Consider the following 12,814-nt stretch of genomic DNA (forward strand, 5'->3'; position numbering starts at 1 on the left):
GCGTGCGGTGGGTTACACCATACGTTCCATTGCAAGTTTGAAAACTTCGTCCGTCATACAGAGCACCAGCCGAATATGGCTGTTGCCCTGCGGGCCATAAACAGAGCCTGGTACAACAGCAACGCCACGCTCTTCAAGAAGGTAATTGGCAACGGCGTCGCCAACAGGCTGGCCCGGTTGCCGGTATTTCTCAGGCATCTGTTTATAGACGCCGCTTACTTCCGGGAACAGAAACATCGCACCGAGCGGCTTACGAGGCCATCGGTATCCACGCTCTTCCGTCAGCGTATTCACCGCAGTTTCGCAGCGCTGGGCGATGGTCAATGACATTTTCTCAAGCCAGGCAAATTTGCGATCATCACTAAGCAGACGGAGTGCGATACGCTCGTACTGGATATTGACGCCCAGATACAGGTAGTCATGCGCTTTGGCTGCTTGTTCAATAACCTGCGACGGAGCTATCATCCAACCGATCCGAAGGCCAGGCAGTCCGAATTTTTTTGAAAAACTGTTGATAATAATTGAGTTGTCAGCAAGAGATTCGATGGATCGAGCTGGCTTGTGAGAGCGTTCAAAGTGCATGGCGTCGTACACTTCGTCATGGATTATCCAGCAACCGCTGCGCGCAGCCCGTTCTCCAATTACGGCCCAATCCTCTGGGCTAGCCACGTATCCGGTCGGGTTTTCCGGGGAATTGACAATCATCGCCTTAACCCCCTCCAGCGAGCCGTCCTGTTCCAGCATTTGAGCATATTCATGGTTGCCGGCAGGACGCGCTATTCGTAGTGGAGTGCGTTCAAGCGTCTTCAACGTGCGCGCATAAAGCATATAAGAGGGGTCGCTGATGGCGACTTTATCCTGTGCCGATGTTGTCACTAGGAGAGCCAGAGTAATGGCTTCCACGCCACCATGCGTCACCATGATTTCAGACTCAGGATCGAAATTCAGGCTGTAGAGGTCGCGATACCAAGTGGCAATAGCTTGACGGAGCGCCAGGCTGCCCCGCGGGTCCTCGTAGCGTTTTGAACCGTCCATAAAAGCTGATAACGACAAGTCTTGCTCCTCTATCGCCTTCAACAGATGTTCAGGTGGCCCGAAAACCGGCTCGCCAAAACTCAGGTTTGCAATCGAAGGATTGGCTTTTGCTTTCAGCGAAATGGCTTTGGAAGCATAGATGTCCATATCCATAAGAACAGCATTAAGGGCGGTTGGTTGGGTCGTTTCATGAGTTTTCATGAGTCTGTTCTCGTTGCAGTCGGTGAGTTATAAGTGCGTTCCAGGTGACGTTGCGGGCGCGTCGTCACGGGTTCAGTGAGCTGTAAAGCAGCGGCTATCGTCCTAGATGAGATCGTAGGCGGCGCGCAACCTCATGCGGCGAAAGCGTTGGACGGCCCAATTTCGCCATCGAACCGATGCGTATTGGGACATGCAGCAGGCGGGGGCCTGCTATATCCGTTTGGCGCAGAGCTTCCGCAAAGCTGTCTAGATCGTTGCAATGCTGTGCGTAGGCATAACCAGCGGCGTAGGCAATGGCTACAAAATCCACGCTAGGGGATGCAGTGGGTTGGGCCCCAGTTGAGTCGTAGCTGCCATTATCCAAAATAATATGAATCAAATTGTCAGGCTTACTGGCTCCAATACCGGCAAAACTCCCCAGATGCATCAGTGCGGCCCCGTCACCGTCGATTACGTAGATCGGCAGCCCTGCGCAGCCCAAGGCAACTCCGTGAGCGATCGCGCTGGCATAGCCCATTGATCCTACGCAATAAAAATGCTCACGCCGGTCAGACAACGTAAAAAGCTCCCGGCTTGTTTTACCCGTTGTAGCGATAATCACCCCAGCAGGTTTTGCGTGAGCCAGCAGCGTCGCTAGCGCTTCTTCGCGACTAGGAAACACCGGTTGCGGCGAAGGCATCTGAGATTGAGAGGTGCAGAATTGATTGCCTGTCAGTACCAGAGCATAAGGACGCTGCTCCGAACGAATATAATTGCAGGCATGCCGAAGGGCTGCTAATGCTTCGGTTGCATCATCGGGAAGCAACGCCCACTCGACTCCAACAAGACTCAGCAATTGAGGAGTGATCTCACCCATCAGGCGGTGCTGTGGTTCATCGCTGGTGCCGGGCTGACCACGCCAAGTCACTAATAGCAATACCGGAATGGAGAACGGCTCGTTAAGCGAAGTCAGTGGATTTATCAGGTTGCCCAGACCTGAGTTCTGACAGAGGACAACGGCCGTTTTACTTGCAAGCCAAAGCCCGGATGCCAGAGACAGCGCCTCACCCTCGTTTGAGGCCAGTACGTAGTGGGTTTCATTGCGAGCAATAACTTCATTGATTAGAGGTGTTAAATAAGAGCACGGGACTCCGGTAAAATGATTTGTACCTTGCTCGATCAGTTCATTAACAAAATCGCGGACGTTAATCATTTAATAATTACCTTGCGAATGAATAGAAGAAACGAGCAGTTTCCGCGCTACAGGGTTAAGTATTTTTGTTCAGCTTGTTGCACTTCGTATTCATTAGTAAGTCTGAAAATATCGTCCAGAGAGGCAATGTCGCTCTCAATTTGTGCAACACTGTTATGTTGTCGGATATTTTGGGTGATGGCGCGTATAGCGGCTATGGACGCACGCAGGCTCTGATTAGCCCATATAACCGTGGATATACCTGCGTCACGGAATGCATCGGTGGCGGTGTTATAGTATTTTGTCGGTACGATGACAATTGGGCAATCGTTTTTCCACTGGTGGCAAAACTCTATGATTTCAGCGCCATCTGACTTTTTGGAGTGAATTAATATTGCATCGGCGCCCGCACTTGCGTAAGCATCAGCACGCTTCAGCGCTTCTTCCATGGGGCAGCCGCTGATAAGTGCTTCCACACGGGCAACTACGCAAAAATCACTGTCTAACTGGCTGTCTTTCGCCGCTTTTATTTTGCCCGAAAACTCACTGATTGAGGCCAAGTCCTGCCCTGCACCGATAAAAGAATTTATCTTGGGGAATAATTTATCTTCTAGACATACTCCGGCAACACCGCGTTGAGACAGCTTCTTTACTAATCGGCGAACATTGTTAAAGTTGCCAAAGCCAGTATCGCCATCCAGTAAAATAGGAACAGCGGTGTTATCGACCATGAAATCTACAACGTCCATAACCTGGGTCCAAGACGCTTCATTCCTGTCGCTAAGCCCCATAGATGCGGAAATGGATAATCCGGAAGCCCAAAGTCCCTCAAAGCCGCTTTCTTCAGCGATTTTTGCACTCATTGCATTATGGGCTTCCATTAGAAAAGAAAGCTCTTTCTTCTGGAGTATGTTTTTCAAGGCTGTTGTCTTTCTCATGGTATGACCTCAATTAGTATTGTCGTGTTGATGTCTCGATAAAGATTTCTAGTGTCGTTAGTTGAAAAATCAAAGCGAGCCTAAGGCGTATCGACTGTATATGTCATAACCAAGGATGCCTGCTATAGATGAATAATTATTTTGCCTTTGGTTGAGTAGCATGCTGGGTTTTTAGATTTTTTATCAGCTGTTTGAAAACAATAAGATTGCTTGGCGGGCAGTAGGATTATTATTCTGCCTGTCAGACGATTGTTTGTGCCCGATAATATTGATATCGATCAGAGAGTTATAGTTGCCTATATAATGCTGATGTCGGGCTGCTGCAGCCGTCTGAGGCAGTGGCTACATGTAAAAATTCGTTGTAGCGATCGGTTAGAAATAGGTACTGGATTGGAGTATTGGAAAAACCATAATAAGTTTTCTCATGGCTTTTATGATCAATATCTGCATTGCAAAGGGGCAAGGCTAGTTCAGCCACTGTGACGGGCCGAAGTACTGCCTTTGAGATTGGAAGACGGTTAAGAAATGCGCTCCAGTCTCTTATTTGCAGCAGTTCCACCAAGCACCAGTTGAGCATGGCAGACAGCAGATCAGGTCGAGTCCATTTGGTATTGGTTAAATATAAGTGATCCATCGCTTACCTCCAACATATCCTGATACAAATCTAAGACCGAAAACATTTCGATTTCAAGAAAAAAATTCAAATAAAGTTATTATTTTTTTAAATTGTTGATTGTTAAAAGTTTTTTTGCTGTCCTTCATTAGCGCGGCATGCCTATTGGGATGGCGGCATTTTGCCTGGATTCGCCTTCTACCGCGTGAAATTGTTCGGGTCTAGTTTGACCTCCGTCACTCGACAGACAGCTGGCCATAGAAATTTTCCTTGGTTTAAGCGCCGCGCGCCAGCCAGATACCGACGCCGTCGTGCACCAGGACTTTCATGCGATTGGTGTAGCGGGGCTGTTTGGAAAAATGGGCGCAATGCGGCTTCGCCGCACCGAAAGCCGCGACTAATCTGGCAAACGTAGTCTTAGTGTCGGCACGTGTGTCCATGGGCTCGGTGGCGAGCCAAATGGCATCGACCCGAATCTTCGGACCTAGACGAATAAAACGTGCGCAGCCGTCCGGCTCAGAGGTTGGCCATTTAACTGTAATGGATTTATCGCCCAGAGGAAGCGAGATGATCACCATCTCTTCTGTCGCTTGCCTTGGTATCCTTTTTCCCTGAACGAAAGACGGCAGGGTTGTGGACGATTATCCCCATAAATCGGTAGCCACCTGCGGATCATGCTGTCGTTTGATGCCCTGGTGGATGGCTGAGCTGGAAATCATCGCATCCGGGATGCGGGCATTCCTGGAAGACCTGGGCTTTGAATGGTTTGGGGTAAGAGCTTCGTCGGCGCATGAAAATCCTGACGATAAGGATGATCGCGTCCGTATTAAAAATACGCGGACACCATCGCCCTTAATGCTGGAATTTGGTAGTTGACTTGGCCGGACGCTTATAGATGAGCGTCCGCGAGCGCGCCCAGTTATATGCGTAGGCTTGCGGTAGAGCTGTTGTGGCGCATAGGCGAATGTCTTGATGGAAGCTACACATTTGCCTTAAAGCTTTGGTGCAGCGTAAGGGGCCGGTGAACACACCTTCCGAGCACGGTCGATAAGGGCGATTGTGTCCGCGTATTTTTAAGCGGACGCAATTACCCTTAACGTCAGGATCACCATGCGCCAACGTAAGTCCTATCCGAAATCCTTCAAAGCCCAAGTCGTCCAAGAGTGTGAGCAGCCCGGTGTTTCTGTGGCGGCTATTGCAATGAGTCACGGTATCAACGCGAATGTCGTTCGCCGGTGGCTGCCGCTTTATCGCGATCAGCAGGCCGCCACCCTGCCTGCATTCATTCCTTTGAAAGTCGAGGCAAAACGTAAGTCCGAAACGTTGGCGATCATTGAATTGCCGCTTGGCCAGCAGACGCTCACCGTAAAATGGCCAGCTTCCGATCCCGAAGGGTGCGCCAGATTTATCCGTGGGCTTGCCCAGTGATCCGCATCGATTCTATCTGGCTAGCCACCGAACCGATGGACATGCGAGCTGGCACCGAGACCGCACTGGCCAGGGTGATCGCTGTGTTCGGTGCGGCGAAGCCGCACTGTGCTTATCTATTCGCTAACCGCCGAGCCACTCGGATGAAAGTCCTGGTGCATGACGGCTTCGGGATCTGGCTGGCTGCTCGCAGATTGAATGAAGGAAAATTCCACTGGCCTGGTGTTCGCCAAGGCTCTGAACTCGAGTTGGACGCCGAGCAGCTTCAGGCCTTGGTGCTGGGCCTGCCGTGGCAACGAGTCGGAGCCGGCGGTGCAATCACATTGCTTTAAAGCGCTGTAAATTGCTCCCCGGCCTGCTGCCGCAAGTGATCTGCTTTGGTAAAATCCACGGCATGACTTCCTCGCCCAATCTCGACCAAATGACCCCCGACCAACTGCGTGCATTTGCTGCGCAGTTGCTGTCGCAGGTCGACACCATGGGCAAGAAGATCAACCGCGATCAAACAGTCATCGAGAAGCTGACCCACGAGATCGCACAGCTCAAGCGTTTGAAGTTTGCCAAGTGCAGCGAGCAGATGAATCCTGAGCAGGCCAGCCTGCTTGATGACCTGATCGATACCGACATCGCGGCGATTGAGGCCGAGCTTCAGGCCTTGCAAATAGCCCCAGCGACGACCGAAAAAAAGCAAAAGCCCAAGCGCACGGCATTGCCGGCAGAGTTTCCACGCACCTTGATCCATCACGAACCGGACAACACTCACTGCCCATGCGGCTGCGCACTCAAGCGCATCGGTGAAGATGTCAGCGAAAAGCTGGACTACACGCCGGGCGTGTTTACCGTTGAGCGCCATGTTCGTGGCAAGTGGGTTTGCGATGACTGCGAAACGCTAATCCAGGCACCGGTACCGGCGCAGGTCATCGACAAAGGCATACCAACCGCCGGGTTGTTGGCCCATGTCATGATCGCGAAGTTCGCTGACCATCTTCCGCTTTACCGTCAGGAATCGATTTTTGGTCGTGCCGGCTTGGCGATTCCACGTTCAACTTTGGCTCAATGGGTTGGCGTTACGGGAGTTCACTTGCAGCCCCTGGTCGATGCCCTGCGTGACGTAGTGATCGGGCAGCAGGTTGTACACGCGGATGAAACACCCGTGCAGATGCTCGCTCCGGGTTTGAAGAAAACCCACCGTTCTTATGTTTGGGCTTACGCCACCAGCCAGTTCTGCGAAACAGCCGCTGTGGTCTACGACTTCAGCCCCAGCCGCGCCGGTGAGCATGCTCGCAACTTCCTGCAAGACTGGAAAGGTAAGTTGGTCTGCGACGATTTTGGCGGTTACAAGGCCAGCTTCGCACTCGGCGTGACCGAGATCGGCTGCATGGCCCATGCCCGGCGCAAGTTCTTCGAACTGCACGCGACCAACAAGAGCCAGCTCGCCGAGCAGGCCCTGCGCTACATCCAGTTGCTGTACGAAATCGAGAGCGAAGTACGCGATCTGGAGCCGGATTTACGGTGCCGAATACGGCAAGAAAAAGCCGTACCGGTGATGGATAGACTGCATGCCTGGATGATCGCTCAGCGTGATCTGGTGCCCGAAGGTTCGGCCATCAGCAGAGCACTCGATTACAGCCTAAAACGCTGGGCAGCGCTGTCGCGCTACCTCGATGACGGGGCCGTCCCCATTGACAACAATTGGTGTGAGAACCAAATCCGACCGTGGGCTTTGGGGCGTAAGAACTGGCTCTTTGCTGGTTCGCTGCGCAGCGGCAAACGGGCAGCGGCGATCATGAGCCTGATCCAGTCTGCGCGGCTGAATGGACATGATCCGTATGCCTATTTGAAGGACGTTCTCACGCGCCTGCCGACGCAACGAGCAAGCGAGATCGGACAATTGCTGCCGCATCAGTGGACGGGTGCCTAGCTTAGGCATGGTGCCTTCGGCAGACGCTTTTGCGTGTATCAACTCTCACTCAGGCTAATAGGCCCGCAACCAGTCGACCGAACGCAGCGGGATGTTGCAACATCATTAGGTGTCCAACGTCTGGCATGATGGTGAGACTCGTCGCTGCCTTATTTGCCCAGTCAGGAACATCCCAACCTCCGACTGAGTGCTCACCCGCCAATAAATGCACCGGTACCGAAGCGAACACGCTCCTTAAGATTGTTTGATACTCTGGGTGCCCCGTGACCGACACTACCGATTGGGCCATCGCTTGCAAGGTTGAAGCAGGTTGGTGAGCAAGCCAGGTCTTCGCGGTTTCTGTTTTGCCAGCGGGCTCCAGTATTCCTGATCGCTCAAGCCAGGCCTCGGGATCGGCTCGGAATCCCTCCAGCATGGTATCTGCTTGCTCTACTGACATGTTCGCGACGGACGATGACCAGAAGGCATCCTTCAGGGTGAAGTTACCTTCAACGCTGACAAGGCTCTTCACGCGCTCTGGGTAGCGGTCGGCAAATGCATAGGCCACCACTCCACCGACCGAATGCCCAACAAGATTCACTGCACATTCACTGAACTCGGCCTCGAGTACCTCGCGTATTCGTTCGACCTGCCCCTCAATATTGATATTCCCTACAGGCGTACGTTGATGGTCTCCATAGCCGTAAAGGTCAGGGGCAAGGAAAGGTCGATTACCGAACTGCCTATGAATCTCAGGATCATTCAACGTACCGATAAGGCCGTTGATGAATACAACAGGGACGTTGGATGCGTTATTCATTTGGCTTTCCTTGCAAACAATGAAGTGAATTCTTTTCTTTAGCGTCGTGAACGGTTGAGCGAACATCTGGGACGGGGCTTACAGACGTTCCGACGAGAGCTTCCAGCAACGCTCTCCCCTGAGGCCAATCACCAAGTCTGCTGGCCGAATTGATGTGCCCTTGGTGCCCAATGTTCACCAAGCTGCTACCCCAGGCTTCTGCACACCGCTGGCTATAATCCATATCTGCATAAGGATCGTTGCAGCTTGCGACAACAGTACTTGGAAATGCAAAGCGCTTCAGTCCAAGCGGACTAAATCCTCGGGCCTCGTTCGGAAAAGTAGAGCGGTCGGGGTCTGGTACGGCAACCAGCAAAGCGGCCCTAACCAATGTGCGACTACATTGCGCCCAGTGGGCGACTTGCAGGCAGCCAAGACTGTGGGCTACCAACACGATGTCGGGCCCCGCTCGGCTAATAGCGGCCTCCAGATTCTCGACCCACTTTGTGCAAACTGGTCGATTCCAGTCTTGCCCCCCAATGCTCTCCATGGACGCGTCGGTCTGTGCCCATATCGTCTGCCAGTGACCTGGCCCGGAATTACCAATGCCGGGGAGGAGCAATATAGAAGGGTTCATTTCTTGTTTCTCAGATGGGGTGTGCGCAGAATGTAGCGAATGACACATCGACCTTGGATGGCAAATCATCCGAAAGAAGCGTCGTCAACCGATGATTCATCGGTTTACTCAGTAGAGGAAAGCATGGAGCTGGACAGCAAAGATTGGCAGATTCTGGAGGCACTGCAAAAGAATGCACGGCAAAGCCTGGCATCCTTGGGCAAGCGCATTGGTCTTTCCCAACCGGCTATGAGTGAGCGAGTTCAGAAACTCGAAGCTGCGGGTGTCATAGAGGGTTACAGCGCGCGGGTAAGTTTGCGTGAGGTAGGGTTGGGATTGCAGGCGATCCTGCGCATTCGCACAACTCACCAGCACATCAAGCGCTATCTGGAGTTGTTTAACAACATACCTGAGGTGCTAGAAGCTGACAGGATCACGGGAGAAGACTGCTTCATAGTCCGTTGCGCGTTTTCTCAGCCTGCTGATTTGGAGACTATAGTCGATGCGCTGGCTGTCCATGGTTCGGTCACGACATCGTTGGTTCTGTCCAATGCCGTGCGCAAACAGATACCTGTACGTCCGAGAAGTGACCCAGACAATTAACTGCTCGCAAGACGTGATTGCCAGGCGCTTACGGTGCAGCAGCGATCTGATCACGAATGTTTTGAAATGCATTGCGTAGTTGTTCTATTGGGATACCCCCAAACGCAATTCGCAGAGCCTGCGGCGCCGCATCTGTAACCGCATAGGGTTCACCTGAGGAGACGGCAATGCTCTGGGCAATAAGCGCGGTTATAATGGGTTCCGCGCGCTGACCATTCGCCAGCGGCAACCATGCAAAACTTGCGTTGGGGTGAGAGATAATCGACATGTCCTTGAATATTTCTTGGCACAAGCGCTGACTTTGGGCGCCGTCACGGCGTCGGTTTTTTTCCGAGATTGCCAGCGTACCGTCTTCAATCCAACCGGTTACAAGCGCGGAAATGAGAGCTGGCGCATTCCATGTAGTCGCCCTGATGGCATGTGACAGCTTGCCGATATGCTGTTCCGGCCCAATCAGATAACCAAGCCGTAGTCCGGTCGCGAGACTTTTCGAGAATCCGCCGATGTAGATCGTCCGTTCCGGTGCCAGTTCGAGCAAGCTGGGTGGTGGGTCCGGTTCTAGGAAGGCATAAGAGCTGTCTTCGATAATCAAGAGATCATAACGACGTGCCACATCCACAAGTCCGCGGCGAGTCGCCTCGTCCATAACCGAACCCAGCGGATTATGAACCGTAGGCATCAAATAGATCGCACGCAGTTTTTCTTCTTTGCATTTGCGTTCTAGCGCGTCAGCGTTCATAGAGCCGCCCAAACCGCCGATGGCCAGTAGATTCAGACCTTGAAGTGCGGCGACAGATTTAAAGCCCGGGTAGGTCAGTGCGTCGGTGCCGACCGAATCTCCGCGCCTCAGAAGACCCAGCACCGTGATTGCTAAGCCATGCTGCCCACCCGAAGTAATAAGTAACCGCTCTGAGGTGATGACACCTAATTTGTTGAGGTAAGACGCGATAATTTTCCGCTCGTGTGGCCTCCCGCCATGAGGCTGGTAGCGGAGCATAGCGTCAAGATCACCAGCCGCCGCCAGACGTTTGAGTCCTGCTCTCAACATCTCCGAGTCACCTGATTCGCTGGGCATATTGAAAACCAGATCGAGCAGCCCTTCGGTGGCAGTTTGCTCAATACCCAGTGTCAAGGGCAGTCCTAGGTCACGCACAAAAACACCGCGCCCCTTTTCGCCGACGATCAGGCCACGGCGCTCTAGCTCTCGATAGGCTCGCGTCGCCGTTGCGAGGGCGACACCATGTTGCTCGGCAAACGCTCTATGCGTCGCAAGCCGAGTACCTGGGGGCAAGTTTCCATTTTGGATGTCATCGGCGAGTGCCGCAGCGATTTCTATGTACTGAGCTTTGGGCATGAATCCACCGTAATTAGTACAATTTATTAATTGCACTGAGCTGAAATACCATGTTATCTAGCAACAACTGCTACGACGGACCGTCACAGACTATGGCTAATTCATTTTCGACAGCTTTACTTGCCCTGGCTTTATTCACGGCGACTTTCGCTGTCAATCTCCAGACTCCATTGTATGCGGCTTATGCGGCTGAAAGCGACGTAGGCGCAACCGCCGTCACCGTCGCCTTTGCAGCTTATGCAGCTGGATTAATGCCGACACTGCTGTTGTTGGGAGGTTTATCGGATCGGATCGGTCGCCGACTCCCCATAACAATAGCGCTGTTACTCGGCGCAATAGCGACTGCACTGCTAGTCTGGATGCCCAACTGGGGAAGCTTGGTTGTCGCACGTATACTGCTAGGTATTGGTACAGGTTTGGTGACGACCGCAGGCACAGCTTACATGACCGAAATCATGGGGGAGGATAACGCCCGGCGTGCCGCGCTGATCGTTACATCTGCCACCACCCTGGGCTTTGGTGGCGGAGCCCTTGCAACGAGCATAAGCCTTGGGCTACAAGGTCCAACCTTAATGCCTGCCAGCTTCATCCTGCTCTTTCTATTGGCACCGTTGCTAGCAATTCTTGCCTTAAAACTCCCAACCGTCGATGTTCCCAAGCGTGTGTCGCTCGTCCGGCTTCCGGTATTCCCCAGGGGAACATGGGTGTTCGGTATCGCCATGATCCTGGCTTGGTCAACGAGTGGAATGGTGATCGCTGTAGTACCCCTTGAACTAAAAAATCAAGGTCTTGATGGCTGGACAGGACTCGTTATTTTCTTGGCAATTTTTGTCGGCTTTCTGTGCCAACCCTTTGCGCGTCGGATGAGCAACACAAAGTCACTAGTAATAGGATTTGTTCTAACTCCTCTTGGCTTCCTCGTTGTTGTAGCAGGTGCTTGGATAGGTTCAATTGGTGTGATATTGCTGGGAACCTGCATTACGAGTGCTTCTAACTACGGCTTTACCTACCTCGCAGCTTTACTCGAAGTTACATCAAGAGCACCAGATAATCGTGCGCGTGCTACCGCAGGCCTTTTTGTTTACGCTTACATTGGGTTTTCGCTTCCAGTCATTGCGAGTGGAGCGCTAGCTGACCTGTTCGGCTTGCTGCCAGCAATGACTATATTTGCAACGGTTCAGATCAGCATTACGGCACTGATTCTTACGCTGTGGATTAAACAGCCCTCCTTACAGAGCGTAAAATTGGCCTGATGAGGCTATAGTAATATTTCATAAAGTTACGCATCAAGAGAACGTTTCTTACATTTAAGAAAGGATGTCTTTGTTGGATAACTCAATCGTGCGCCCGGCGTTCAAAAATTTAATCTGTCAAAAACGCATCCGTGAAGAGGGAAAGGACTGGCATCGTGCGGTCTTAAATGATCTCGAATTACGATTGGATCGTGATTCCGGGTTTCCCTGTGTATTCTCGAAGAATGCATTTCGCAAACAACTTCTAAAATTTATACTCGTCGAAAATATCGAGCGTGGAGGTATCCAACACTTAGCTGAAGGCCTTAAGGAATATGTGGATATCTCTAACCACTGGGACGGTACTTTAGACACGGCATATCCATTGCTCGTGGCATTTTCATTGGATGCCATAAGTGCTGAAACGGTCGAGAGCTATCATGCTTTCGGCTGGGAAGTACTACAGAAGCTACATGAAATCGATTCAGCGCCTTGGCCAGAGGACATAGCGAAAGATCCTGAATCTCAACACTGGTCCATGTGTTTTAATGGCATGCCTCTTTTCATTAATATGAGCAATCCAGCTCATCAAGTTCGCCGGAGTCGCAACCTCGGCGAGTACTTCATCCTTGTCATCAACCCGCGCGAACGGTTCGATATTTTTGCCGGCGATAACGTGGGTGGTCGTAAGGTACGCTCAAATATCCGCAGTAGGATCGAACGCTACGATGAGTCTCCCCACGCCTCCCAATTGGGTTCTTATGGTGCAGGCGGCATCGAATGGTGGCAGTACGGACTCGTTGAAAAAAACGTTGAACGGACAGATAAATGCCCCTTTATGTTCTTAAAGTCGCGATCCTAGAATTTTGTATACGACAAGGGCCTTCTTTTGCACGCTCCACTCCGGAAATTTAATTGAATGCC

14 protein-coding genes are annotated in these 12,814 nt (G+C 52.0%); 7 read left to right on the forward strand and 7 right to left on the reverse strand.

All coding sequences use genetic code 11. From position 1 onward, the window contains the following. Window positions 1–12: 12 nt before the first annotated feature. The 4 genes from H045_RS01950 to H045_RS25340 all read right to left on the reverse strand — a co-directional run bounded on the left by H045_RS01950 (window position 13) and on the right by H045_RS25340 (window position 4,536). The gene (locus H045_RS01950; RefSeq protein WP_015371256.1) at window positions 13–1,236 is read right to left on the reverse strand and encodes a pyridoxal phosphate-dependent aminotransferase; all 1,224 of its coding nucleotides are present in this window, start codon (window positions 1,234–1,236) and stop codon (window positions 13–15) included. 94 nt (window positions 1,237–1,330) lie between these two features. After that, window positions 1,331–2,428, reverse strand: a complete 1,098-nt coding sequence (gene aepY, locus H045_RS24260; RefSeq protein WP_015371257.1) for a phosphonopyruvate decarboxylase — start codon at window positions 2,426–2,428, stop codon at window positions 1,331–1,333. A gap of 47 nt (window positions 2,429–2,475) precedes the next feature. After that, window positions 2,476–3,345: a phosphoenolpyruvate mutase gene (aepX, locus tag H045_RS01955; protein ID WP_015371258.1), complete on the reverse strand. Its 870-nt coding sequence runs from the start codon at window positions 3,343–3,345 to the stop codon at window positions 2,476–2,478. 888 nt (window positions 3,346–4,233) lie between these two features. Then, window positions 4,234–4,536 carry a transposase gene (locus H045_RS25340; RefSeq protein WP_015371259.1) on the reverse strand — a complete coding sequence of 101 codons (303 nt, stop codon included), beginning with the start codon at window positions 4,534–4,536 and terminating at the stop codon, window positions 4,234–4,236. 55 nt (window positions 4,537–4,591) lie between these two features. Between H045_RS25340 and H045_RS24990 the strand changes: the two genes are divergently transcribed. The 4 genes from H045_RS24990 to tnpC all read left to right on the forward strand — a co-directional run bounded on the left by H045_RS24990 (window position 4,592) and on the right by tnpC (window position 7,307). Continuing rightward, window positions 4,592–4,834: a hypothetical protein gene (locus H045_RS24990; RefSeq protein ID WP_157225351.1), complete on the forward strand. Its 243-nt coding sequence runs from the start codon at window positions 4,592–4,594 to the stop codon at window positions 4,832–4,834. 234 nt (window positions 4,835–5,068) lie between these two features. Next, a complete protein-coding gene (gene tnpA / locus H045_RS01965) occupies window positions 5,069–5,386 on the forward strand; it encodes an IS66-like element accessory protein TnpA (protein ID WP_015371260.1) in 318 nt (105 codons plus the stop codon). Beyond that, window positions 5,383–5,718, forward strand: coding sequence for an IS66 family insertion sequence element accessory protein TnpB (tnpB, locus tag H045_RS25405; RefSeq protein ID WP_015371261.1), 336 nt, complete (start codon window positions 5,383–5,385; stop codon window positions 5,716–5,718). The genes tnpA and tnpB overlap by 4 nt, the downstream gene beginning before the upstream one ends. A gap of 62 nt (window positions 5,719–5,780) precedes the next feature. After that, window positions 5,781–7,307, forward strand: a complete 1,527-nt coding sequence (gene tnpC / locus H045_RS01975; protein ID WP_015371262.1) for an IS66 family transposase — start codon at window positions 5,781–5,783, stop codon at window positions 7,305–7,307. 49 nt (window positions 7,308–7,356) lie between these two features. Here the strand turns inward: tnpC and H045_RS01980 are convergent, their stop codons facing one another. Together H045_RS01980 and H045_RS24265 are read right to left on the reverse strand one after the other, a co-directional pair. Continuing rightward, complete coding sequence (locus tag H045_RS01980; RefSeq protein WP_015371263.1) at window positions 7,357–8,106, reverse strand: alpha/beta fold hydrolase; 750 nt, start codon at window positions 8,104–8,106, stop codon at window positions 7,357–7,359. Then, window positions 8,099–8,791: an RBBP9/YdeN family alpha/beta hydrolase gene (locus tag H045_RS24265; RefSeq protein ID WP_341844154.1), complete on the reverse strand. Its 693-nt coding sequence runs from the start codon at window positions 8,789–8,791 to the stop codon at window positions 8,099–8,101. Before H045_RS24265 ends, H045_RS01980 begins: the two co-directional genes overlap by 8 nt. Window positions 8,792–8,845: 54 nt before the next feature. On the opposite strand from H045_RS24265, the gene H045_RS01985 reads away from it, so the two are divergent. Continuing rightward, on the forward strand, window positions 8,846–9,304 hold the full coding sequence (locus H045_RS01985) for an Lrp/AsnC family transcriptional regulator (protein ID WP_015371265.1): 459 nt from the start codon (window positions 8,846–8,848) through the stop codon (window positions 9,302–9,304). 28 nt (window positions 9,305–9,332) lie between these two features. On the opposite strand, the gene H045_RS01990 is transcribed toward H045_RS01985, so the two are convergent. Further along, window positions 9,333–10,658: an aminotransferase-like domain-containing protein gene (locus H045_RS01990; RefSeq protein WP_015371266.1), complete on the reverse strand. Its 1,326-nt coding sequence runs from the start codon at window positions 10,656–10,658 to the stop codon at window positions 9,333–9,335. A gap of 92 nt (window positions 10,659–10,750) precedes the next feature. On the opposite strand from H045_RS01990, the gene H045_RS01995 reads away from it, so the two are divergent. Both H045_RS01995 and H045_RS02000 read left to right on the forward strand, forming a co-directional pair. Then, window positions 10,751–11,911, forward strand: a complete 1,161-nt coding sequence (locus H045_RS01995) for an MFS transporter (protein WP_015371267.1) — start codon at window positions 10,751–10,753, stop codon at window positions 11,909–11,911. A gap of 64 nt (window positions 11,912–11,975) precedes the next feature. Further along, window positions 11,976–12,752: a YqcI/YcgG family protein gene (locus H045_RS02000; RefSeq protein ID WP_157225352.1), complete on the forward strand. Its 777-nt coding sequence runs from the start codon at window positions 11,976–11,978 to the stop codon at window positions 12,750–12,752. Window positions 12,753–12,814: the final 62 nt, after the last annotated feature.

This window comes from Pseudomonas poae RE*1-1-14 (genome assembly GCF_000336465.1).
Lineage (GTDB): Bacteria > Pseudomonadota > Gammaproteobacteria > Pseudomonadales > Pseudomonadaceae > Aquipseudomonas > Aquipseudomonas poae.